Source organism: Bartonella sp. LJL80 (genome assembly GCF_054871565.1).
This window is the reverse complement of record NZ_JBTXLM010000010.1, coordinates 25,070-48,228: the sequence shown is the minus strand read 5'-3', so window position 1 is coordinate 48,228 and position 23,159 is coordinate 25,070. Positions and strand designations below refer to the sequence as shown.

The following is a 23,159-nucleotide window of genomic DNA, read 5'->3' as shown; positions in this document are numbered from 1 at the left end:
ACGGGCCGGTTTATCCGGCTCGGCCTTTGTGCCTTTTGCCATGGTGACAATCAATAAAGTAGCGGATAAAGCCGGCGTGTCGGTTTCAACCGTGTCGCATGTACTCAACCGGACGCGGTTTGTGGCACCGGAAACGGCTGAACGGGTGATGCAGGCGGTCAGGGAGCTTGATTATGCGCCGAACGGTGTTGCCCGTTCGCTAAAATTGCGACATACGCGTACTTTGGGGATGATTGTCCCCTCCAATGCCAACCCATTCTTCGCCGAACTGATGAATGGGGTTGAACGGGCCTGTTTCGACCGCCAATACAGCCTGATCGTGTGCAATAGTGACGACCGTCTGGATAAGGTTTTACACCACGTATCCATGTTGCGGGGCAGACGGATTGAAGGTTTGTTGGCTGTCTTGTCGCATATCAGTGCGGCGACCGAGCAGGCTTTCCTATCGGCCTGCGCTACGCTGCCAACAATGCTGCTTGATGGGCATGGCGGTGAAGGGCTTCCGGTTTATACCGATGATTCCGTTATGGGGGGCTATCTTGCCACACGCCATCTGATTGACAGCGGCTGCATGCATATTGCCTGTATTGGCGGTCGGCAAAATCATGTCCGCACGCGAGAACGTGTCAATGGTTTTGAAAAGGCTATTCGCGAACGAGAGGATGCTTGTGAAAGTGTCGTTCACTACTGCAGCGATATGCGGGTAAGCGACGGGGCGCTTGCCATGCAGGAACTCCTGAATTCAAGCCGCAAGATCGACGGAATTTTCTGCTGTAACGACCTGCTGGCTATTGGTGCTCTTTCGACCATACGAAAAGCAGGTTTGTCGGTGCCGGAAGATATTTCCGTTGTCGGCTATGATGATATCGAGATTGCCGCCTACACAATACCGGCATTAACGACAATCCGCCAATCTGTTGGTGAGATCGGGCAGAAAGCCGCCAGCATCATGGTCGGCCATTTGCAGCTTGGCGAGCAGCTACCGAAAATTATTCATCACCAGCCCCAGCTTGTATCGCGTGATAGCGTTCGCCGAAAGGCAATTTCCCATTCCACCATTGTCAGGTTTGAAAAGAATGTCAGATAAACAACATCCATCGATTAGCGTCTTCGGCAGTATCAATATTGATATGACAAGCAGGGTCGCGCAATTGCCCAAAGCAGGTGAGACCATCCATGCATCGTCATTCACCATGGGATTGGGGGGAAAAGGTGCCAATCAAGCCGTGGCGGCAAGTCGCCTAGGTTTGCCGGTGGCCTTGGCTGGATGGATAGGCGATGATGCATTGGGGCGCTTTGCCCGCCAACATCTTGAAGCGACAGCCCTTAATATTGACGGGGTCTATACGAATGCTTCGGAAATGACTGGCATCGCGTCGATCAATATCAATGCTAAAGGTGATAATACGATTGTCGTTGCCGGTGGCACCAATATGGCGATTACGGCTGACGACGTCGATCGCGTAGCAGCGGTTGTGGCGAAGTCATCTGTTTTGATGATGCAGTTGGAAGTGCCGATGGCAGCGGTGCTGCGTGCAGCAGCGCTTGCGCGCAACGCCGGTGCCATTGTCATGCTCGATCCTGCACCGGCACCGGAGACGCTGCCTGTCGCGCTTTATCAATTGGCACATATTATGACGCCAAATGAGACAGAGACTGAAAAGCTGACGGGCATAAGGCCGATTGATGCCAAAACCGCGCGTGCCGCTGCCGATATCCTGATGCAGCGCGGATTGCAGACCGCTATAATCAAACTTGGAGGGGAGGGTGTGTGCTATTTCTCACAGAATGAAGCTGGTTTCATGCCGCCCTTCAAAGTGGCTGTGGTCGATAGTGTTGCGGCGGGCGACAGCTTTAACGGCGGCTTGGCAACGGGCTTGGCACAGGGGCTTTCGCTTTCCCAGTCTGTCAGATTGGCGGCTGCTTGCGGTGCTTTGGCCACGACAAAGAAAGGCGCCTCCGATGCAGCACCAAATTTTGCCGAAGCGTCGGCGCTCTTGCAATCACAACCCGATGTAACCGCGCGAGGTATCATTTAATCTGATGGCTTAGGATCAGAAGCCACTCATCAAAGGAATAGGTACTGATCCTCGTGAAATCGCTATCCGGGTAAAGCAAGCATAATGACGATTTGGTTGACCAACATGTCTAATTTTTGCGATTGATATGGCGATAAAGGAAAATTATCATACCATCAACAATCGATACACCCAATGCACCACAGAGAAAGCCAGCAAGGCCGATAATTTTTTCTGGTACGACATAGTCGGAGTGGATCAGGTCATTTTTACTCAAGAGATGATAGATCGTTTGCGCAACAATCTCGGCACCGTAGATTGCGCAAAGGGCTCCGCCGAGCCATTCCACGACGCGTTGCGGCCATTTACGGACCGGGCCGTGGATCTGTCGTACAAAGGCACCGAAAGCACCGGCAATTCCCGTTAATATCATGTAGATACAATAGGCGAACCAGTCAGGCGGGATGTTTTTTTGGGGCATAATTTTTTCCATAAAAAACCCACCGTGAAGGTGGGTCAATCTTTGTATAATCATAAACTGCTATTTGTTCGAAGGTTTATTCTCGACCTTCTGCAATGGTCGCAAAAGCGCATCTTCATCGCCAGATTTCCGCTGGCACCTTGCTTTTGTCCGTTGTAGGCTTAAAAGCCTGCATTAACCGAGCCGTTTGTCCCCTCTTCTCCCTCACCATTCCAAACAATAGTTTCACTAGTAGGTGCATTAGAGGGGATAGCGATAAACCGGCTATGGCGGCATTTGTTAGCATTCCGAAGCCACTAATAATAACCACCGAGTTTCTCATGATTTTCTTGAGGCAACCAACACTTTAGATGCTGAACTTTGCGAATGTCTCATTGCACAGCAGATCCCTTGTGTTGCAATTATCAGGGGCTGTTTAGCTATTATTGATAGCGCAAAAATATCACCCCAATGATGTTTCAGGGAGCGCTGAGCTCAAAAGTTATTGGATGTATTTTGGGAGCTGTATTGTAACTAACGGGAAATACAGTGAAACGAGTTGATGAATATTTCAATATTCCGTATCGATTTTGTGGTTACTTCCAGCACTTCTGTTTTCGGCCAAACCTGTCTGTTGCGATGAGCCAGCGCGTGAGTGCGGGTTCGGCATTGACCATGTGTACAGGGTCATTTGCCCTTGGTGGTACTGTCCAGCCCGCGCAAGAGGATGGCGCATTCGTTTGGCAACCCGCCAATGGCAATACAAGCATCAAGAGTGGAAAGAAGTGAAGTTTCATGGTCTATAGCTTCTCGATTTTGGAAGGCTTGCACAGTGTTCTCCAACATGGATGTGTGTTGGTAAGAACGGCCATAAAAAAAGCCACCGATAAAGGCGGCGAGAACCAAAATAATAGTGGCGGCAATTAGCGGCGTTCGTGTCATCGCGATTGCTCACGCAAACGCGCTATGAAAAACCATATGCCGGTGCCTGCGGCTGCGATCATCACGCCGGCCAACGCCCACTGGAAAGGCCCGGTGCCGGTTGCAAAACCAGTGAGACCCGATGCGGCCCCGATAACGGGGCCGAGGACTTCCGGCTTCCATAGTGGATTGTTCTTGGCTGTTTGCGATGTTTGATAGCCGGAAGAAACATAGTTGCCTTTGACCCATAAGCCTGCTTCAGCGGCACGACGGTTTACCAATCCTTGCACCCGCTTTCCGCCGGCGTTGACCCACTTCATCATTTCGGTCGGGACAGCATCGTAGTCGCCTTTGTTCAATTTTTTTAAAAGCGTCGACTTGCGGAACGCACCAATTCCGACATTGTAGGTGAACGATACAAGCGCTGAAAACTGATTGTCGTTAAGGGTCACATTGACACCTGCGTCTACGGCCTTTTCATACTGGTTCAGGTCTTGCGCAAGGATTTCCTCCGCTTGTTTCTCTGTTACCTTCAATCCTTGTTTGGGAGCTGGCTTTCCGGCGGCTGCCGTATGGCCATAGCCAATTGTCCAGATTCCTGCCACATCCTTATAGGCTGTCGTTCTCAGGCCTTCCCATTGTTTGATATGGGCAAGGCCAGTACTATCTATTTTTCGTGTCATTACGTTTCCTTGGAGAAATGTCTATGATGTTTTGAGCCGCGCTTAGTTGTTTTGTAACCATCGGCGAAGGCGCTTGCCTTTTAGCAGCGCCGCCATATCTCACTTGAAGATAAACGAGGACACCATCATGAATAAATTGAAACTGTTTCTCATCGGTCTATTTATGGCCTTGATGAGCGTTACGGCCAGCGCCGCTGACAATCCGTTAAGTGTGCATGTGCTTAATCTACAAGACGGTCTGCCATCGCCTGACATCCGTGTGACCTTGGAAAAGCAGAATGGTGACAAATGGGACATGATGAATGCAGCCGTAACCAATGAACAGGGCCGGATAACGGCGCTTTATCCTGAAGGTCAGACGTTAGAGCCAGGAAATTACCGTGTTACCTTCAAGACCGGCGATTGGTTTAAAGCACATAAGGCAGCTACGTTTTTCCCTGAAGTTCCAGTCATATTTACCGCTGATGGAACGTTGAAGCACTATCATATTCCGCTTCTTCTAAGCCCATTTGGCTATTCGACTTATCGCGGTAATTAAGCACGTTTTGCTTAACTTTAAACAGCATACGGTTACGCCGGATGAATTGGTTATTAAACCATGCAACCGGCGTATTTACTAAATTGACGAACTATTCGGCCAGACGATAGATTGCACAATTGCTTCGGCGACTTCAGTCGTTGCTGCCTTGTCGATTGCAGCCTTAGCCTTTAGGCGTGTCGCTTCGATGGCAGCTCCTATCTGCTGCCACTCAGTGTAAGCGTAGGTGACCGTTTCAGCCACTTCCAAAAGTGTATTGCCATCAATGCCGATCGATGCCTGGAGCAAAAGATATTCGGCATCATTTGGCTTAGGCGTCGTTTCTGGGCGGGCAAGATATGCAGCATAGGCTCCCGAATAGCTCGCTGCCTGATTGACCTTTTCCATATATGTCATGGTTTGCCCTTCGCCAGCGGTAATGTAACGCTTTCGTTGATCTTCGGCAGCTTGATCAACAGCTCCTTGCAATCTGGCCTTTGCTTCTTCCAATGTCGGAGGGTAAAGCCGCATGCCATAGGGCGCAAGTACATCCGCCAAAGCTGCGTCGGTTTCTACGCCGCTATTATCTTTTGGCCAAGGTGTAGGAAGATTGGCTAAATCCTGCCAAGCAACAAATTCTTTGTCTTTTGGTTTGACAATGGCTTGTTTCAGACTGGAATAAATCCGTCCGTCCTTGGCCTGCCAATACCAATTTTCAGGTGTATAAACCTTCATGTTTTTTCCTAACTGATTTGTCCACCGGAATATAAAACACCCGCTTGTGTGCCGGGTAGATAACCTTCACCGCCGCCGTAGGTAAGGATAACGCTGTTGGTGCTGCAATTGTAACGCCGACCATTCAACGTGCCGGTAAATGTACAGGATCGGGGATTGATGATAGCGGTCGACGACGAGTCCAAATACATATTTTGCCCGCAGGACGTGCCCGCAAGATAGCGAACATTAACGGGTGTATACGTAATGATATCGGTATAACCAAACACAAGCGATCCGCCTTGGGATAGGGAAAAGACATGGGTGCTTGTTGTTCCGGAAAAGGTTATCGTATCGAAAAGACTGACCTGTGATCTATAGGCACCGATAACGGGATTTTGCGGTGACAGCTCAAAAGAGCAATCGTGGATACTCAAATTACCACCAGACGCGGCAGCTCCTTCATAATAGGCACGGAAAGCCATACCCTTAATCCTTACACTTCCAGCATATACAACGCAGCCACGGACGTTTTTACCCGCCACATCACGAGCAGAGATCAAGACCGATTGCGGATTGTTGGGATTACCGACGATCTGCCAGTTCTGCACGAGCGATCCGACGATGCTGAAACCATCATACGTACCGGCAGAAACATTGATTGTGACGGTGCTTCGGGTCAGATAGCGACTACTAATCGCGTTAATGGCCCCTTGTATGGTGGCAAAACCTTCTTGTGGAGTTGCCGATAAACCAGAATTACCGTCGTTGCCTGTCGGGCCTATAACATAGAAATTGGGTGATGGCGGCTCGGTGAGACGGGAATAACGCTTGTCGAGATAGGCGATTGTCGGTTGTAAGCGCCAATTTTTCCCGTCATAGATAAGATCGAGAACGTCTCCCACCTGAAAATCGTTGCCAACAAGACTTTCGCCATTCTCGTGATAAACGATCTTTTTGGCACCGAGTTCATTCAGGTCTAAGGTGACTGCGCCGTTATTCTTGGTTGTCACCTTCAGCCGCAGTGACATGCCAGCCCATATGCCCATGGGTTTTGGTGTCAGCGTCGCCGTCAAAGCGTCTGTGCTGCCAGTTGCTTCAGCATAAAGCCATTTGCCGGACTGGTTATCCAGCGCAATTTGCGGCCAATATTGGTTGCCAACCTTTGAATAAATATCGCCGTTAGGCAATCCGACGGCGTGGCCGTTGGGTGCAGTCGTATAGATCCAGTTTTGTCCATTCCATTCAGCTATCTGGCCGCGTTTATCGGTCCAGTGCCCCGTGGCAGCGGCGGGAATAAGATAGCTTTCACCCATAACAGGTTTGAGCGGTGGTGTCGTTTCCGTCATGCTGACAACAGGAACAAAAGCAGGCGTGTTCAGCTGGTTTATAGGTGTCTTGATCGACGGGTCAAACTTGAACCAGCTATTGGTATCGCTTGGCAGATTGGTGTTGTTATCAATCAGAGAAATGTAATTATTCTCACCATTTCCATCGTTGTAACGGACTTGGGCACCCTTTGCATAAGCGATAGGTTTATTGCCATTGGCGGCGCTGTCATAAAACCATGGGGCACCATAAAGCTGGTATTGTTGCACATTGGCGGTAATGTCGTGATGAATCTGGTTCATCTTATCGCGTTCAATGCGTTTTGCCTGCGGGTCGGTTGCAGGGTTCCGTTCGTAGTCGAAACCATAACCTTCTGCATAGCTTATGCCGCCGCTTTGCTGCACATCGTCAGGAATAGCGGTTTTGTCACCGGTTGCCGCAAACGGAAACCGGAAAAATTTAGGATAGTCCATTTAGTGATCCTCAGTCGTGGAAATTGCCATTGTCAAAATTAAGATAATAAGGCTTGAACCCAAAGCTTTCGGCAGGCTTGATGCGTATTTTGCGTTCGACACCGGCGGGGCGTGGCAGGAGATCGAACTGTTCGAGAACAAACATGGTCTGCGCCGGTGGCACAAACCGGAATATATAGCTGAACGTCATATCAAGGCCGTCAAGGACGTAAACACCTTCGCCGAACAGGTGATAAAGAAAGCGGTTTACTTCGATCACTGAACCACGTGAAATCAGCTGATAGTAGCGCAGCTTCAAGATCAGTCGTTTTTGTTGCAGATTGAGCCCGATAACGGCATCGCCATCGCGTCCAAAATTGGTACCGAATTTATGGCTCTCACCATCCCATCGCGAAAAGTTGCCGTTGAATTCACCCATGCCCCAGACTGTGCGGGCGCCGCTGCCTTCAATGCCCACTGTTAAAGGAACATCAAGAATGATAGCCCAGACGCTCAGTCCGAAATCGTTTGCGGTGTCCAGATTGAAGACATCGGCATACCAGCTTTGCCAAAATTGGCGATGCCGACTTTCATACCAGACGTCTTTCTTTCGCAACAATGTTTGCAGACGCGGTGCATCGTCATATTGCCAAAGCAGTGCTTTAAGCAGATCAACGGAGAAATCGAATTTCTGGGTCGTGTTCATGTGACAACCACCTCGATCGTTCCGGTCTGCAGGATTGCTATCTGATTGACAGCAATACGGATTTCCTCGGTGGAATAGTTTTGTCCATCTTGCGAAACCAAGATATTGGTTACATAAAGGGCAGGGGTATTGCGGTTTATCGCCCCCGCCAATTCAAAGGCTGATACATCGCCACCAACAACAAAACCTTGTTCTCCATTCATCTCGCCATTGGCATAGGCAAGCATGGATTCGCGTGCCGTGCGACTTGGATCGGCCACCGCTTTGATATTGCGTATGGTTGCCTTGACCCAGATGGTCACACGCTCTGGCCGGTCGAATTGCACGGGGTAAAATTGCCCGCTGAGCGGTTCTTGTATCTCGACCTTGATTTGGCCGTTCCAGCCGCATCCCAGACTCTTCTTTTCGAGTAGCATGGCTGCCACCTCGTCATCACGCCCACCATCAACACAGGCATAGACAGAGTGCGGACGTAAGGTCACCCCTTCAACAAGCATCGGCTCATTTGTTACATTTTCAAGAAAGGAAAGCGACTTTACACCATTGATGCGTGTTTTATCATATAGGCCTGAGATAATCGCTTCGGGCAATGCTACTCCCTGTAAAGCCAATGTGTTGCGGCGGCGCAATCTTGACGCCTGATCGCTTTCTTCAGCACGCCCAACTTCCGCACTTTGCGGATTGGTCACGGTCTCTAGTCCCAAAACCGGTGTGACAATTGTATCGAGAGCGGATTCTTGAACGGCTATAGGGCCGTTTTCCAAAGCTTGAAATGTGCCATGGGCCAGACCGTTGGCGTTGAGAATAAGGCTTCCGGTCAGTTCGAAGATCGGCCCGTCCGTGCCAGCGCGCACTTGTATACCTGCTTTGACCACCGTACCTGGCCGTCCGGTCAATACCACACCACGCAAGACAGACGGCATAGCTGCAACCCTCTTGCCACCGGTCAATGCCCATATCGCATCCAAGAATATTCCACCTGCGAGGTTGGGATTTATCTGGTTGGCCAAAGAGGCGTTGTTTTTGATGACAGCATCGCGCGCTTTGGTTTCAGCCGTTATCAGCACACCTTGCGGTGTTTCGGGCGAAACATCAAGGTCACGCCCGAAGGCGCTACGAAACTCGTCACGCACAGCCTCCAGTGTTTCAGCAGTATCGGGCACGATGACACCATTATTGGAAAGATATTGATAGTCAGCCATGAATTTCACCTGTGCCGTAAATTGTTTTGATTGTTGCGGCAAATCTCATTGTGTCGCCGTCACGCCATGTCGATAGGGTCTCAAGAGATGTCACCTGTGCGATCCTTTTGATGCGCGCACGGTAGGCAACCTCCCATGCCGTCAGGTTGGCACTGCCGACCCAAACCGCCTGGAAGTCTGGCAGGCCTTGCCCTTGGGCATAGATCATCTCGTTGCGAATGCCTTTTGCTGCATGGCAGCACACATTCAAGACAGCCGAAAGATCATCGATGACCTGTAATTTACGATCTGCACCGATTGTCAGATCATTGCGCTCGTCAACGGCAAAACTACGTGTCATATCTTATGCCTCGCCATTGGGTTTGCCGGTATAGTCAGGCCCGCTTTGCACCTTTTCATGCCGGTGTTTTTCAAAAGAAAGGCCATCCATACCGAATATGCCGCCTTCGACATTCAAGGTGCCTTTAATACGGACATTGCCAATGATCTCGGTCTCCGGTGCGTCGATCGTGACCTTTTGCGCGCTGGTGATCTTCAGCTCGGTGCCGCCAAAAGAAATTTTAACGCTGCCGTCGGTATTGCCGATTACGGTATTGTCGACATCCTCATCGTCAATGTTCCACTGCTTCAATGAATCGGGAAAAAACATTCCATTTGAAAATGAATGCATACGGTTGGTATTGGGCGGCTGTTCGTCATATTCACTCTGTTCGATAAGACTGATGTCGCGGTCACCAGCCATCACCCAGCCGACATCGCCCTCCTTGATTGGAAAAGACATCAAAGCGCCATTCGTCCCAAAGCGATAGGCCGGGATGCTTGCGATGGGCGCACGTGATAGCACCTGGCCATCGGTTCCCTGTACTTTTGCCAAAGGCTGAATCTTGACACGGTTTGTCTTGCGGTCATAGCCAAGCACGCGTGCCGGCATCATACCATCGGTATTTTGCGCCTGTTTTTTCAAGGCATGGCGCAGTAGCCCCTCCAAGGATCCGCTATCGGCAGGATCAATGGAAGGTTTGGTGTTCTTATTGCTCATGATAGTCTTTTAGCCTCTGCGGTGTAGTACCAGGCGGTATCGCGCGATGATAAATCGAAGCTTAGCTTGAAGATTTCATAGGCACCGTTTACCGCGGGATTAAGCTCGCTTTTGATGACCAGTTCACCACCAACCACCGTTTCATTATCAAACAGAAATTGAACTTTGACACCTTGTTCCGTGATTTCTGGAATACCTATCATTCCGCTGTCTTTGGTTAACAGGCGCCTGCGGTTTCCACGTGGCTTGTTCGCGTCTTTGACAACCAAAACATCATCATCGATGAAGGCGTTGACATTGCCGGCATCGGAAAGTTGATTGACCTGTTTCAATGCGCCGCCCGTAAAGGCGTAGTTGGAAATCTTTTTGTCGGTGGCTTCAAATTCCAGTCCGACACCGGCATCCTCTGCGGCCATGCGGGCGATTTCCGACAAAGGCTGTTGCGCTTCACCGGAACGCGCAACAAGGTTGCCTTTGATGTAGGAGCCGGTGCGTGCTTCCATCTGCAAACCGATATCGGGTGGTTGCGATGGCGTGGCAGAGGTGATGTCTCCCATAAATAGTTGTGTCAGACCGGTACTTTGGCGTCCAGCTTCCACAACAATACGCTTGCGGGTGCGGTTTTCATTAAACGGGCTCGTCTCGGTCAGAAGATAGTTGCGCGTTTCGCGTGCCAGATTGAATATTTCCACCTGACAGGAGTTTTCGATCGGATTTGCCGTTTTTTCGCCTGAAGCGGTCATCTGCAAGCCCTCATAGCTTTTCATGATACCGTCAACTTCTATGGAAATTCGTAACCTGCGAAAATCGATTTTATCCATGACGAAGCTCCGCAATTTCGGGAGCTGAAAGATAAACGAGCGTCTGGCTTTTGCCGAAAGCCCGCCATTCGGGCAAAGCGTCGTTTTCAGTCAAGAGAATAAAGTTACCGCGTTCAAGACGATCATAAGGAATGAGCGGTTCGCCTGCCAAAATACGTGTGCCTTTGATAAGCGTTTCACCTTCACAATCAATATCGGCCAGCATCACGCCAACCGCTTCCTTTATGCGCAAAGTAAAACGCTTTTCATCAAGCCTGACGGAAAATGACTGGCTTGGTTGCGATGTAAGGTTCAATGTGCGCATGAATCTATAACCTTGCCGCCTGATAAATACTCAGGACTTTTGAAATCTCACCGGCTGTGCTTGGCGACGATTGTTGCGACCCGCGGTTCAATGTCGAAGCATCACTGCTATTCACAACGTCACTCACCCCAAGCATACCTTGTTCCGGTGTGATAAAACGTGCTTCTTCAAGCTTGAGATTGACCAGGATGACATCCCAGTAATCCGTTGTTTCGTCGTGCGGCAATGCCGTAATGACCATATTGGGATAGGTGTGTGTTTTGGTTTGAATGGTCAGCAAGCGACCTTCTTCATAAGCCGCTTTTATTTGGGCATGCGTATCGCGAAAGCCATGAATGAAGATCATGGCGATTTCAATCGAAATTGGGTCAATCACCAGATGGTCAGTGATGGTTGAGCCATCTTCCAAAGGATGTTGGGCCATACGTGCCTGATCATTGACCTTTAACGTCAGAGGGCGGGCGTCAGGAAAGCATTGGCCATAACCGTCGGATTCCATGATAAAAACCCGATCAGCCGCCGAAGACGGGCCGCCAAGGCTTAATGCAGCTTCTTCAAGCCGTTCATAGGTTTTGGACATATCTGTTTGCTCTTGTATTGAGTGGTTGTGTTTTGCATAGTGCAAACGAAAGAAAAAACGGGATTGATGATTTATGAAGCTGTATAGTTTGGTCGTTATCCGAGCAGTGTGTGCCCTATTTGGCTGTATGTTTATTCTCGGCAGCATGGGCGGCCTCATCCAGAGCATTGAACAAGGATCATTTTCGACCTTCATGGCTGCAATGTTGATGTTTGCGGTCGGATTTCTCATGCTGTTTAAGGTGGCGCGTATCACCGGCAATAAAAAATTGACCAATCCAAATTCCGCTTCTTATCAAATGGGGCAGAATAGCGGTGCCGCGTGGCAAGTGTTGCCGCAGCAACCCGCATTGAAAAAATTGATCGAGGCATCCGATAAGGTATCAAAGCAATTGATAGACCGCTATGGCACCCTTAACCGCATCCCGGGTACAGTCATTGACCGTGCTTTGACAGATGATGTGAAAGAGTTGTGCATGGCTATTCAGGATGACGTCACCTTTACGCAGGAAGTGCTGCTGCCCTCGGGTAAGTCTTACGACAAAAAATGGATTGGACGGCTTATGGCAACGACCAAATCACTCATTTTCTATGGTGAGGATATGGTCTTTAGTATGCGATGGGCTGATGCTGAAAACAGTGAGCTTTTGTCCGATGCCATGAATATCACCCTTCGGGATGGCCAGTTGATCCATTTCAAGATCAAGCAGACTGATCCTTACTTCTATACGATTGTCTTTCTTGTCCGTGATGGCAACTATGTTGCTCGGCCTTATGACGAGGCTGAAGGACAGTCGCAGTCGGAGACGGTTCAAAGTCTTTTGAATGAAGCAGAAGAAAAAGCACGTTTAAACGTCGAACACAGTATCACCGTCGACAAGCCCGAGGCTCACCAAACGTCGTCAAACAACAAGACTTCCAAAGCGAAGAAGGGAAAGACAAAAAATGACATTCCACAAGCGTTGAATGCTGCGAAATATGATTATCTCCCTAACACTGACGAAGATCTATATGTCGTCGAAAATATGGTTTCGCTCTTGGATACCGATCCTGAACGCTTGAATGTCATTGCGACGGGCCGCATTCTCATTACCAGTCAGTCGCTCGTATTTGAGGATGCCAAGCAAAGATTTCGTTTTAACTGGCCTGAAGTCACGCAATTGGAATTGAGTGACTATCGGATGCTTCTCCAAATCGAAAATGGTCAGAAAATGCTGTTCACCTCAGCCGGCCTTTCAGTCAGTCTGGATAAACTTTGCAAAACACTCATGCAAGACGCAGCGGGATAAGGTTTGTTTCATAATCCGTTGTGCCCATTTGCTGGATTCGTTGTGTGCTGTCTAAATGGTATACGGTAATAATATATGAGGAGATATTGATGCTGAAACGCTTAATGGCAATGGTTGTAATTTCTGGTTTTGCACTTTCTTCCGCATCGGCAGAGATGAGCCTGGAGGAGAAGGAGTTCAAGCTGATCAATACGTTTGTGGCAGTACAAATATCTTTTTCAAAAAATAAAGATTCAAATTTTGTGTTTCATAATTTGGATGAAGTAAAGTTGCCGAAATATACTGCGCAAGCGATTGCGGATGAGTTTGATGAAAATAATTTGGCAGCTGAAAAAAAATACAAAAATGAAGCGTTGATTTTGTCAGGAAAAGTCTTGAGAGTTAGTCAAAAGACAAGTTTTATACAGATAGTTTATGATACGGCTAATTTTAGACACGGCAATATGTATGCTCAAATGAACAATGATTTTGCAGAGGTTGGAGCTAGTTTGTCGAAGGGAACAGAGTTATCTCTTGCTTGTCGCGGTGTGTATTTTGATGGTCTGCCGGAGGCGAATAATTGTACGCCAGTAGAAGGGGGGTTGTTGGTAGACGAACAGCAAGCGATGAAAATTACCAAAGCTTTTCTTAATGGAGAGAATATCGATAAATATGTCACAGATAAAAAGGGAGAAACGCAAGCGGCCGCATTATTTGTAAAAAAATACGCTGCTCAATTTGCTCCCGATAACTCGCCTTGTTTCAGTGTCGATACTATTAGTAAATGCAATTATGCAGACTTTCTACCCAATAACGGCAAGGTAAGTGCAACACCTGAATATAGAAAAGTCTATATAGAGGCAAAAGAGCGTTATCATCTCCCTTGATGGTCAATTCATTCTTCCATCATCATAGCCACTAGCAATGTTGCGCGTGCCTTTTTCTAGAGCTTTTTGCGTTGTTTGATTTACAGCATCTTTAATGGCTTGTGCTGTTTCAGTCGTATGTACAGTCACGTTTGTAGGGCCTACAGTGATGTTGGTTTCCTTGTTATTCTCGACATTTTGATTTTTTACTATTTCGGCCGCACTGGCGGGAACATTGGTTTGGTCAACCTGTTTTAAACGTTGTTGGGCAGCCGCAGCACTCGCTTCGGCGATCGGTTTTTGGTTTTCTTCTGCGGCTACTTCCGCGCGTTTGTCATCACCGTCACCTTCACGCCAGCGCTTTGCCAAATGAAAAGCATGATTAAAAGCTGTTCTCTATTGAGTAGAGGTACGGTTTATATGTTGCCAGAGGTGGTTTGTTTTTGCATAGTTGCTGCCAAGTGATTTTGAGGAGATATTGATGCTGAAACGTTTGTTGGCAATGGTTGTAATTTTTGGTTTTGCACTTTGTTCTGCGTCGGCACAAATGAGCCTCGAGGAGAAAGAAAAAAAAATGCTTTCTACTTATATAGCTTCTCAAGTTTTCATTTATTTAAAAAATGGTGATAGTGACTATCAGTTTCCAGCAATAACGAAGACGAAAAATTCTATTAAAGCAGATGATGTATCAAAAGATTTCTATGAAAATGAGTTAGCTGCTTATAAAAAGTATAAAAAAATAGATATGATAGTTGAAGGAAAAATAGCAAGGGTTCGTCAAGAATTAAATGGAAATATAAAAATTCTATTTGATAATAGAGACGTTAGTCCTACTTTGCTCTATGCTGTTTTGAAATCTGATATGATTGATGAAATCACAAAATATAAATCAGGGGATCAGATTGCATTAAATTGCTCAGGCGGAATAATAAAAGATTTAGAACCAAATTTAATGGGGTGCATAATTTTGCCATTAGAAAAAAATGTAGCTGAAAAAACAGGGGATTTAATTGCTCAACATTTTCTGAACGGTGACGATATTTCAAACGAAATGACTACAATAAAAGGTAGAAACGCTCACTTGTTTTTGTTTACACTAAAATATATAACGCAATACGCACCGGATAATTCTCCGTGTTTAGAATTTTCAACATTTGAAAGTTGTGATCCCAACCAATTTTTTCCAGATAATCTTTTTAATCAAACAGAATTTAAGAATGCATATGAATCATCTATGCAAAAATACCATTTACCGAAATTGAAATGGAAAGATTAATTTTGTCGTGCATCATCTATTCCTTGGATGGTTTTGCTATATATTTTTTCTTCTAGTAGATTGCCGAATTTGTCAGCTGCATTTTTGGCGCCTTGTACTGAATCGCCTTGTGCATTTATAACAACATTAGGTGAGCCAACCGTTACATTTGTTTGTTTGTTGTTTTCGATATTCTGATTCTTTACTATTTCAGCAGCATTGGCAGGAACATTGTTTTGATCAACCTGTTTCAACTGCTGTTGGGCGATAGTAGCACTTTCTGATGCAGACTGTTTCTGTTTTTCTTTCTCTGCAACTTCCGCGCGTTTAACATCGCCATCACTGCCAAGCCAGCGTTGTGCCCAGGGAGGTAACATACTCCACAATTTGTCTTGAATCCAATCAACGATTTTACCAACAATGGCAGAGATGTCATTCAAAGCATTCTGAAAATATTGTTTAACGGCATTGAGGGCATCAAGGGCATATTTCTTCATGCCTTCCATGTCACCGCTCCATGCAGAAGTGATCATACCCCACACGGTTTTGAAGAAGTTGATGACGGGTTCTGCCCTGGCTTTTAGCCCTTCCCATAGAGACTTCATAAAGTTCCGTGGCAATAGCTATGGTACCCAAAAAAGCTACTATGACAATCTTGTTTATGATGCGCGGTTACATCTTGTTAAACAGAAAATATTTCTGCATGATTGGGTAACAATTGCTAAATGCAATATAAGAGGATGATAGATGAGTGCCATAAGACTTTTAACAACTATCAGTTTATCACTTGCTTGTTTTCTTGGGTCGTCTGTCAGCCACGCTGGTGAATTTGATAGTGATAAGGTTAAGTCATATCTTAAAACGACGATAGAGTTAGACTTTGTACTGTATTCATTAAGTAAAGAAGTGCGACCAAACACGCTTTTTTATATCCCCGGAGCACAGAAGGCCCAATATGAGGTTAGTGTTTCTGCAATTTCTAAAGAATTTGATGAAAATGAACTGAAAGCAGAAAAAAAATATAAAGATGCAGTGTTCAATGTTTCTGGTATTGTTGATAGTGTTTCGCGTGCTGAAAATGGAAGTGTAAAGATCGATCTCATTGGCACGGAACACAACGTTCCATTAGCGGTAGCGCAATTGACAAATTCGGGTGCACAACAGGCGGCTGCTTATGATGTTGGTAAGCAAATTAAACTTCAATGTGAAGGTGCAAGTAAACCGACGATGATCTATCTTTATAAATGCCAAGAAGCCACTGAAATGCCTACTGATTTGAAAAAAGCAGCGGGCTTGGTTGTGAATAATTTTTTGGCGGGCAATGATATTTCCACTTTGATCGCTGGTCAAAATGGCACATCAGCGCCTTTGCAGCTTTTTATGCAAGCTTTTTATGCAAGTATTTATCCCGCTGATACTAAGTGCAGTGATATAAATACATTCATGGATTGTTCAATTTTTGTAGAAACATCTGACGAAAAAAAATCAGATGCCATATTAGATAGTGCAGCTTATAAGGATGCTTTCAAGAAAGGTAAGTCTTTCTACCATCTGGATTAACGTTTCACACCATCATCGAAATTAGTTGGTGTTTAATTGCGAGCGGCACTTCCTTGACATCGGCATACGTTAATTTGACAGATTTGTTTGATCAATAGCGGGTAATACGCATTTTACCAATTGTTCCAGTGCGTTCTTCATAAACATATTCTTTAATTCCGTGTGCGCAACAAAAAGGCTTGCCAAAAAAAGAACCATTCACCATAGTCGTATGGATACTTGAGGAAATATTGATGCTGAAACGCTTAATGGCAATGGTTGTAATTTCAGGTTTTGCACTTTCTTCCGCCTCGGCACAAATGAGCCTTGAGGAGAAGGAGTTCAAAGCTATCAACACGTTTCTCGCGATTCAAATATATCTTTCCAAAAAAGATAAATCTGAATTCAATTTTAAAAATTTGGATGAAGTAAAGTTGCCGAAATACACTGCACAAGCGATTGCGGATGATTTTGATGAAAATAATTTAGCCGCAGAAAAAGAATACAGTAATCTGTCTCTGACAATAGTAGGAAAAATTTCCGCTGTAGCTGCCACTCCAGAGCACGTTGAAGTGACATTTGATACATCAAATTTTAAGCATGGTGATATGGATGCTTATTTAGATCTTGAATATGCAGACATCGCAGCATTGTTTAAGAGGAATGATGTGGTTAATCTGAGTTGTCGGGGGGTCATTGGAGACTTTATTCCTATTGCGAAAAGCTGTGCACCGATCGAAGGGTCTTTGTTGGTAGAAGAAAAACAGGCGGAAAAAATTACCAAAGCTTTTCTTAATCGAGAGAATATCGATAAATACATAGTTATAAAAAATGATAATGGAACTGCAGCTGGTAAAATTTATCTCTATAAATATGCAGCACAGTTTGTTCCTAATGGTTCTGCTTGCTTATCGTGGGAGACATTCAGTAATTGCCAATATACAAAAATATTACCAAATGGTGGAAAAGTAAGCGAGACATCAGAATATCAAAAATCTTACGCGGAAGCTAAGCAGTTATATCATTTGCCCTGACTGTTATCTTATAACTGAATCATCTTGATTCGAGATGGTTCTATTGATCCATTTTGTATCTCTATTTTTAAGTTCTCGCTCAATTGTTTCTGCAGGCGCTGTCGTTTGAACATTGATATAAGTTTCACCTACTTGCACATTAGTATTTTTATTGTTCTCGATGTTCTGATTTTTAACAATTTCAGCCGCATTGGCTGGAACATTGGTTTGCCCAACCTGCTGTAAATGTTGTTGTGCAGCCGCAGTGCTCGCTTCAGCTGTTTGCTGTCGTTGTTCTTCAGCTGCAACTTCCGCTCGCTTGTTATCACCTTCACCCCCCAACCAGCGTTTTGCCCAATCCGGCAGCATTTTCCAAAGTTGTTTTTGAATCCAATCAACGATTTTACCAACAATGGCAGAGATGTCGTTCCAGATATTTAGGAAATATTGTTTAATGGCGTTAAGTGCATCGAAGGCATATTTTTTCATGCCTTCCATGTCGCCGCTCCATGCAGAAGTGATCATACCCCACACGGCTTTGAAGAAGTTGATGACGGGTTCTGCTCTGGCTTTTAGCCCTTCCCATGCTTCGCCTATTTTGGCGATTGCCTGCCCCAATGCAGGGTATTTTGCAACGAGGTCGCCCAAAACGGAAGGCTGACCGCGCATAAATTGGGTGACATCATAAATGACAGCTCCAAGAGCCGCCACGGCAGCGACAATTGCCAGAATAGGCCAAGTGGCGGCCAGTGTGGCCATGGCGGCTGCGCCCATCGACACCGCATAACTTGCCGCTGCAATGGCCAATGCACCAAAAAACGCCACCATGACAATCTTGTTGTCTTTGGCGAAACTGACAAAGTTTTTCAGGCGTTTGAAAATTTCTGTGAGTGCAGGGCCAAGAGTGTTGAAAAGCTCGGTTGCGACATCGTTTATGGTATCTTTAAGCTCATTTTGTACTTGTTTAAATTCGCGAGCAATATCGACTTGTTTTTGGGTGACAGATCCATTGTCTTTTTGCTCGCTCATCACCCGTTTTTGGGTTTTACCGGTCGACATAAAATATTTGCGCATGCCGGGGTCTTGAATGCCAAGGCCATTCAACATTTGCATTTTCTGGGGCTGGTCAATATTGCGCATTTTTTGCGACAATTCACCAATCAGCTTGCCGGTGTTTTTAATCTTGCCGTTTTGATTGGTAAGCGACACACCAAGCTTATCAAAGATAGCAGCAGCGTTGCTTCCCTTGTCCGCCAGTGCTGTTGAAACGGAATTGGCAAAGTTGGAAATGTCTTTTTGCGCTCCACCGACATCGCCCCCTAGGCTTCGCGCGGCACGCGACAACAGGTCAAGATTTTTTACCCCAATCCGTGATTGCGTGGCAATCTTTCCCAATGCATCAAGCCGATCAGCTTGTTGCATTGCTGCATTAAACGCACCGCTAAATGAAAACAAATTTGTGACATCACCCGTTATGTCAGAGACAGTGTTGCCAAAGCTCGTGCTTAAATCCTTTGCAAAGCCTTTCACCTGCGGAAGGGTTTTGGCCATACTGCTTTTCAAGGCTGTATGAAAGCCGTTTCCGACAGAAGCAATCGCATGACCGACGCTATCAACGGCAGCACTAAAAGAATTTCCTAAAGCCTGAGCTGTCTCACTTGCGGCACTTCCGACATCCTGAAAACTTTGCTTTGCCGTTTGTGCCGCCGATGAAAGGCCTTTTCCAATAGTTTGTACTGTGTCGGCAAGCGGACGGGTTGAGCGCTCAACAACGCCGTTCATTTCTGTTGTGCGTTGCACCACACCTTTGAAAGCCTGACCGACAGCCTGTGCGCTGTGGGTTACGGTTTTCAAATTTTCATTGAGCTTTTTTGAGCTATCTTCGGCTTGTTTTGTATCAGCACGAAAAAGAATGGTGAATGTTTCAATCAGGCTCATGGAATGGTCACTTCTGTTTTTTAACCGCAAGCCATTCATTGAAACGGGAGGTCTGGATGACCTCCCACATCATGAAGGCGTCTTCGAGTGTGTAGAGTGTTTTGAGTTCGTAGAGGGTTGCTTTGCCGGCTTCGACAATTGTTCCGATAAAAGGGTCAATATTCGGGAAATCCACGGAACGGCCTTCTGGCTGATACTCTCTAAGAAACCGGAGCTCAGCCCTTTGCCGAAAAAAGAGCAGTTATACTCCATCATCGCCCATTCAAGCCGCGCCAATGCTTCCCAATCGGGTACATGGTTGTTGACCAGTTCCTTGGTGGTGAGCGCCAGCACATTGCCGTTTTCATCCTTCACGCCGACAAAGGCCATGAGTTTCAGCATTGTCTCTTCTGACGTTGCATAGTCGCCGATTTTTGGAATATTACTTGTCGGATATTTGGCAATAATCTCGCGGCCCTGTACCGCCGGAAATTTGGAGATGACGAAGATTTTGCCGTCGTCATCCTGAGTTTTGATAGCAATTTCCTTAGGCTCTAACAGCATCGTTTATACTCCTGTGCGGGCCATAGCTTCAAAGGCGAAAACATAAGCGGTGGATTTCATACGGGCGCTTGAAGACACCGATTTAGCCACCGTGCCATCGGTAATCACACCGTTTGACAGGGTGATGGTGCGTCCATCGGGGTAGATGCCGGTCAATGTGATAACATCCTTGGCGGAAAACTTGTTGCGGCCAACGCGGTTGGCTTCCACCAGAATTTCCATATTACGGTCATCACTGCCAGCGGGGATCATGTTGAGGGTAACAATCAGGGGATTGGCTTTTGACCAATAGACGAGGTCGCCATTCAGCCCCATGGCTTTGTCGCGCACTTGCAGAGAAGGGATGTCGAACGGGTCAGCGTCATCGGCAAATTGTGTGAGGGTGACACCGGCTGGAAACGTGTCAGAGGCAACAAGGCGCACCTTGAGGCCGAAACCGGAAATATCTTCCATGGTTTAATTCCTTTATTGGGGGAACGGGAGAAAAAACCGGAAAGGCACAACGGCCTTCCGGTTGAGTGTGTCAAAAATGAGTAGGGATGGGGGAAAGCAAAACAACGATGTTGCTTTAGATGAGCGCCATGATATTACTTTAGATCAGAGTATGTGTGCCTTCGATTTTGCGCACGACATCATCCTTGGAATAGATCAGCAGATAAGTGGCTTTCCATTCGCTGCGGCCATCTTTTGTGGTGACTGACTTCATGTCGCAATCCAGCCAATAGCCAACAGATTGTACCTGGCGCCATGCTTCCGGGTCACCCGTCATCTGGCCGATATAAAGCTTTTGCGCAATACCGATGGGCTTTTCAACGCTGATTGTGCCGTTATAAAGGGCGCGGTCAATGGCGTCTTGCATAATGGCAATGACTTGTCCGCGGCCGTCAGCATTGGCTGAAACTTTTGGCATGGCCAGAAGCAAAGTCATGAGTGACGAAGCCGCTGCATCCTTGAACCACATTTCATTGGCATAGGTGTTCATGTCCACCGGTGCGGTGGCAAGACCGGTCATCACACCGCGCTGATAAAACTTGATTAATTGACCGGCTGTTTGTGTAACACCCATATAGTTGACACGCAGGTCATCAAAATAATCAGCGTCCTTAGCGATTTCCACCTTTGCTGTGAGGTTAAACTGCTGAAACATATAGTTCTGTGTGCCATTGCGCCGGTCGTAATCGGTCGAGGCCAACAGGATCATCGGCGCCATCTCGTCATATTCTTGCGGGGTGGGAACCAATGTCAAGCAGACGCCGGAAAGATCGATAAGAGCTGCATTGAGCACCTGTGCATTGGTATCATTGGTGGGCACGCAATACATAAATTCAACATTGCGGCCGCTATTTGCTTGTGCAACAGCGACAATCTGGCTATCGCTGAGCGCATCAATGAAAGCAAAGGAACCGAAATTGTTGTTATATTCGGCTGTCCGCAAAAATGCATCTACCGGCTCTTCGGCCATAGCACCACTTGACACGATCACTTGAGAGCCCACCCAACCGAGCCTTGCAGCAATGCTGTTGCTGCCGCCGCTGTGGATGGTTAAGTCTGCCTGACCGGGAGTACTTGCAGTAAAATTGAAAGCTGTTTTCAAGGCATCATACCTGACTTCAACATTGGCAAATGGACCTGCCTGATCGCGCAAAGCAGATTGAATGCGAAGGGCAACATCAGCCAATGAGACCATAGTTGAGAAATCAAGTCCGCTCAGATTTGCTTCCACACCGTCAAGTACGAGGTTCAACGTTCCAGAGGTGACAGCTTGCCAATTGGCCATGATATTATCAGCTCGGCCGCCAAATATGGCTGCCGGTGCATTTTCAGCAACATAGCGGGCAAAAGAGATTTTGCGCGGGCGGGTGATGGTTTTCGAGATAAAGTCGAAATAGAAAAAGGCGCGTTTTGCCTCGACGCTCTCCGCGCCAAAATAGGAGGCCACATCGGCAGCACTTTCCATCTCGACGGTCGTGCGCACTGGAACACGTGGGTTGGAGGTAAACAACAGGCCGATAAGTTCGCGCTGGCGGGTGGCAGCGCCACCGCCGACGCCAGAGGTAATGTCGACATATCGCTTGATATTGATTGTCATGCGAATTTTCCTTCAAGGGTTTGAGCAGCAGGGGCAACGCTTTCGGTAATAAACCGGTGCGTTAAAACAAGATCGAAAGAGGGATTGGCTTCATAAACCCCTTTTTCATTTTCAAATTGTGGGGTGCGGATGGGGCTGAAACGGGCAGGACGCAGGCCCTTTTTGCCAAGAGTGAACAGCGTGTCGTCATGGGCAAGAATATTGGCCGCCACATTGCATAGATCCGAGGCGGTCAGCGATTGTTCGTCCTTGGCATCTTCCTGCATGAAAGCCATGACCTGAAACGTGCTTTCCATTTGCTGGATCTCACGATGCAGAAAGTCTTGGCTATCCGGCCTGTAGAGATTGGTTTTAAATGGCTGGCCGATACGGGTGTCGAACAATTTGACAAGCTGGATATTTGGCGCGGACAACCGCCCTTGCGCGTGAGGTTGATAGCCGCGCAACACCACAACATGGTTCAACGTGCGTGCTTGGAAACCCAATTTGAGAACCTCAATCAGGGCAGCATAAATTTGCTTGTCAGTCATGATCAGCTTTCGTCGATTTCGGTCAGGAACAGTTCTTTCCAGCCATCTTGCGCCAGCCAGTCGGTTTCGCCGGTAACGCTATAGATCCTGCCGCCATAGGCAATGCGGTCTTGTGCGCGATCGCTGGCAATGCCCAAAGCACTTATGGACACAAAAAAACGCGCATAATTGCTTTTCAGCGTCAGCCCAAGCGCCAGTTTTTGCGCAGAAGGCAGCGGCTGGAAATGCCCTTTTAGCGGCACAGGCGGAGCATAAAGGGGCACCAGTGAGCCATCGGCCATCAACTGGTTTTTTTCAAATGCGCAATAATCGACTTGATGGAAAGGAAGGCTTTGTAAAGCCATCTGTAAGAGATTTTGTGTCATGATTTGGC

General features: G+C 47.0%; 28 protein-coding genes. 8 read left to right on the top strand and 20 right to left on the bottom strand.

Features of this window, described 5'->3' with window-relative positions:
• Window positions 1-40 precede the first annotated feature (40 nt).
• Both ACYSNS_RS13200 and rbsK read left to right on the top strand, forming a co-directional pair.
• Entirely contained in the window at window positions 41-1,087 is a 1,047-nt protein-coding gene (locus tag ACYSNS_RS13200) for a LacI family DNA-binding transcriptional regulator (protein WP_461723636.1), read from the top strand.
• The gene (rbsK, locus tag ACYSNS_RS13195; RefSeq protein WP_461723635.1) at window positions 1,077-2,039 is read left to right on the top strand and encodes a ribokinase; all 963 of its coding nucleotides are present in this window, start codon (window positions 1,077-1,079) and stop codon (window positions 2,037-2,039) included. Before ACYSNS_RS13200 ends, rbsK begins: the two co-directional genes overlap by 11 nt.
• Before the next feature lie 109 nt (window positions 2,040-2,148).
• Here the strand turns inward: rbsK and ACYSNS_RS13190 are convergent, their stop codons facing one another.
• From ACYSNS_RS13190 to ACYSNS_RS13180, 3 genes are all read right to left on the bottom strand, one after another.
• Entirely contained in the window at window positions 2,149-2,499 is a 351-nt protein-coding gene (locus tag ACYSNS_RS13190; RefSeq protein WP_461723634.1) for a hypothetical protein, read from the bottom strand.
• Between the two features lie 666 nt (window positions 2,500-3,165).
• The gene (locus tag ACYSNS_RS13185) at window positions 3,166-3,420 is read right to left on the bottom strand and encodes a hypothetical protein (RefSeq protein ID WP_461723633.1); all 255 of its coding nucleotides are present in this window, start codon (window positions 3,418-3,420) and stop codon (window positions 3,166-3,168) included.
• On the bottom strand, window positions 3,417-4,082 hold the full coding sequence (locus tag ACYSNS_RS13180) for a lysozyme (RefSeq protein ID WP_461723632.1): 666 nt from the start codon (window positions 4,080-4,082) through the stop codon (window positions 3,417-3,419). Before ACYSNS_RS13180 ends, ACYSNS_RS13185 begins: the two co-directional genes overlap by 4 nt.
• 127 nt (window positions 4,083-4,209) lie before the next feature.
• On the opposite strand from ACYSNS_RS13180, the gene uraH reads away from it, so the two are divergent.
• Complete coding sequence (gene uraH, locus ACYSNS_RS13175) at window positions 4,210-4,620, top strand: hydroxyisourate hydrolase (RefSeq protein ID WP_461723631.1); 411 nt, start codon at window positions 4,210-4,212, stop codon at window positions 4,618-4,620.
• A 78-nt stretch (window positions 4,621-4,698) separates the two neighbouring features.
• Here the strand turns inward: uraH and ACYSNS_RS13170 are convergent, their stop codons facing one another.
• The 9 genes from ACYSNS_RS13170 to ACYSNS_RS13130 are packed head-to-tail and all read right to left on the bottom strand — an operon-like array spanning window position 4,699 to window position 11,746.
• A complete protein-coding gene (locus ACYSNS_RS13170) occupies window positions 4,699-5,334 on the bottom strand; it encodes a hypothetical protein (protein WP_461723630.1) in 636 nt (211 codons plus the stop codon).
• Window positions 5,335-5,342: 8 nt separating this feature from the next.
• On the bottom strand, window positions 5,343-7,115 hold the full coding sequence (locus ACYSNS_RS13165; RefSeq protein WP_461723629.1) for a DUF2793 domain-containing protein: 1,773 nt from the start codon (window positions 7,113-7,115) through the stop codon (window positions 5,343-5,345).
• A gap of 10 nt (window positions 7,116-7,125) precedes the next feature.
• Window positions 7,126-7,800, bottom strand: coding sequence for a DUF2612 domain-containing protein (locus ACYSNS_RS13160; protein WP_461723628.1), 675 nt, complete (start codon window positions 7,798-7,800; stop codon window positions 7,126-7,128).
• Complete coding sequence (locus tag ACYSNS_RS13155) at window positions 7,797-9,002, bottom strand: baseplate J/gp47 family protein (protein WP_461723627.1); 1,206 nt, start codon at window positions 9,000-9,002, stop codon at window positions 7,797-7,799. Before ACYSNS_RS13155 ends, ACYSNS_RS13160 begins: the two co-directional genes overlap by 4 nt.
• The gene (locus ACYSNS_RS13150) at window positions 8,995-9,342 is read right to left on the bottom strand and encodes a hypothetical protein (RefSeq protein ID WP_461723626.1); all 348 of its coding nucleotides are present in this window, start codon (window positions 9,340-9,342) and stop codon (window positions 8,995-8,997) included. The genes ACYSNS_RS13155 and ACYSNS_RS13150 overlap by 8 nt, the downstream gene beginning before the upstream one ends.
• Window positions 9,343-9,345: 3 nt before the next feature.
• Window positions 9,346-10,041 carry a Gp138 family membrane-puncturing spike protein gene (locus ACYSNS_RS13145; protein ID WP_461723625.1) on the bottom strand — a complete coding sequence of 232 codons (696 nt, stop codon included), beginning with the start codon at window positions 10,039-10,041 and terminating at the stop codon, window positions 9,346-9,348.
• Window positions 10,038-10,862 carry a baseplate hub protein gene (locus ACYSNS_RS13140; protein WP_461723624.1) on the bottom strand — a complete coding sequence of 275 codons (825 nt, stop codon included), beginning with the start codon at window positions 10,860-10,862 and terminating at the stop codon, window positions 10,038-10,040. Before ACYSNS_RS13140 ends, ACYSNS_RS13145 begins: the two co-directional genes overlap by 4 nt.
• On the bottom strand, window positions 10,855-11,166 hold the full coding sequence (locus ACYSNS_RS13135) for a phage baseplate plug family protein (RefSeq protein WP_461723623.1): 312 nt from the start codon (window positions 11,164-11,166) through the stop codon (window positions 10,855-10,857). Before ACYSNS_RS13135 ends, ACYSNS_RS13140 begins: the two co-directional genes overlap by 8 nt.
• Window positions 11,167-11,170: 4 nt before the next feature.
• On the bottom strand, window positions 11,171-11,746 hold the full coding sequence (locus tag ACYSNS_RS13130) for a phage baseplate protein (protein WP_461723622.1): 576 nt from the start codon (window positions 11,744-11,746) through the stop codon (window positions 11,171-11,173).
• A 73-nt stretch (window positions 11,747-11,819) separates the two neighbouring features.
• On the opposite strand from ACYSNS_RS13130, the gene ACYSNS_RS13125 reads away from it, so the two are divergent.
• Both ACYSNS_RS13125 and ACYSNS_RS13120 read left to right on the top strand, forming a co-directional pair.
• Window positions 11,820-13,034, top strand: a complete 1,215-nt coding sequence (locus tag ACYSNS_RS13125) for a hypothetical protein (protein WP_461723621.1) — start codon at window positions 11,820-11,822, stop codon at window positions 13,032-13,034.
• An 89-nt stretch (window positions 13,035-13,123) separates the two neighbouring features.
• A complete protein-coding gene (locus ACYSNS_RS13120) occupies window positions 13,124-13,900 on the top strand; it encodes an OB-fold protein (RefSeq protein ID WP_461723620.1) in 777 nt (258 codons plus the stop codon).
• A 3-nt stretch (window positions 13,901-13,903) separates the two neighbouring features.
• Here ACYSNS_RS13120 and ACYSNS_RS13115 read toward each other — a convergent pair whose 3' ends face one another.
• Complete coding sequence (locus ACYSNS_RS13115) at window positions 13,904-14,248, bottom strand: hypothetical protein (RefSeq protein WP_461723619.1); 345 nt, start codon at window positions 14,246-14,248, stop codon at window positions 13,904-13,906.
• A gap of 112 nt (window positions 14,249-14,360) precedes the next feature.
• On the opposite strand from ACYSNS_RS13115, the gene ACYSNS_RS13110 reads away from it, so the two are divergent.
• A complete protein-coding gene (locus tag ACYSNS_RS13110) occupies window positions 14,361-15,155 on the top strand; it encodes an OB-fold protein (RefSeq protein ID WP_461723618.1) in 795 nt (264 codons plus the stop codon).
• Here the strand turns inward: ACYSNS_RS13110 and ACYSNS_RS13105 are convergent.
• A complete protein-coding gene (locus ACYSNS_RS13105) occupies window positions 15,152-15,739 on the bottom strand; it encodes a hypothetical protein (RefSeq protein ID WP_461723617.1) in 588 nt (195 codons plus the stop codon). The two genes, ACYSNS_RS13110 and ACYSNS_RS13105, sit on opposite strands and share 4 nt — an antisense overlap.
• A gap of 142 nt (window positions 15,740-15,881) precedes the next feature.
• Here ACYSNS_RS13105 and ACYSNS_RS13100 point away from each other — a divergent pair, with 142 nt between their 5' ends.
• Together ACYSNS_RS13100 and ACYSNS_RS13095 are read left to right on the top strand one after the other, a co-directional pair.
• Entirely contained in the window at window positions 15,882-16,694 is an 813-nt protein-coding gene (locus tag ACYSNS_RS13100; protein WP_461723616.1) for an OB-fold protein, read from the top strand.
• Between the two features lie 233 nt (window positions 16,695-16,927).
• Complete coding sequence (locus ACYSNS_RS13095) at window positions 16,928-17,707, top strand: OB-fold protein (RefSeq protein WP_461723615.1); 780 nt, start codon at window positions 16,928-16,930, stop codon at window positions 17,705-17,707.
• Between the two features lie 3 nt (window positions 17,708-17,710).
• Here ACYSNS_RS13095 and ACYSNS_RS13090 read toward each other — a convergent pair whose 3' ends face one another.
• The 6 genes from ACYSNS_RS13090 to ACYSNS_RS13065 all read right to left on the bottom strand — a co-directional run bounded on the left by ACYSNS_RS13090 (window position 17,711) and on the right by ACYSNS_RS13065 (window position 23,151).
• Window positions 17,711-19,624 carry a phage tail tape measure protein gene (locus tag ACYSNS_RS13090; protein ID WP_461723614.1) on the bottom strand — a complete coding sequence of 638 codons (1,914 nt, stop codon included), beginning with the start codon at window positions 19,622-19,624 and terminating at the stop codon, window positions 17,711-17,713.
• A 69-nt stretch (window positions 19,625-19,693) separates the two neighbouring features.
• The gene (locus ACYSNS_RS13085; RefSeq protein ID WP_461723613.1) at window positions 19,694-20,167 is read right to left on the bottom strand and encodes a hypothetical protein; all 474 of its coding nucleotides are present in this window, start codon (window positions 20,165-20,167) and stop codon (window positions 19,694-19,696) included.
• A 3-nt stretch (window positions 20,168-20,170) separates the two neighbouring features.
• Window positions 20,171-20,620 (bottom strand): phage tail fiber protein, encoded by a 450-nt coding sequence (locus ACYSNS_RS13080; protein ID WP_461723612.1) that lies wholly within the window; start codon window positions 20,618-20,620, stop codon window positions 20,171-20,173.
• Window positions 20,621-20,759: 139 nt separating this feature from the next.
• On the bottom strand, window positions 20,760-22,256 hold the full coding sequence (locus ACYSNS_RS13075) for a DUF3383 domain-containing protein (protein ID WP_461723611.1): 1,497 nt from the start codon (window positions 22,254-22,256) through the stop codon (window positions 20,760-20,762).
• The gene (locus ACYSNS_RS13070; RefSeq protein WP_461723610.1) at window positions 22,253-22,786 is read right to left on the bottom strand and encodes a phage gateway protein; all 534 of its coding nucleotides are present in this window, start codon (window positions 22,784-22,786) and stop codon (window positions 22,253-22,255) included. Before ACYSNS_RS13070 ends, ACYSNS_RS13075 begins: the two co-directional genes overlap by 4 nt.
• Before the next feature lie 2 nt (window positions 22,787-22,788).
• Window positions 22,789-23,151, bottom strand: coding sequence for a phage collar protein (locus ACYSNS_RS13065; RefSeq protein ID WP_461723609.1), 363 nt, complete (start codon window positions 23,149-23,151; stop codon window positions 22,789-22,791).
• Between the last annotated feature and the right edge of the window lie 8 nt (window positions 23,152-23,159).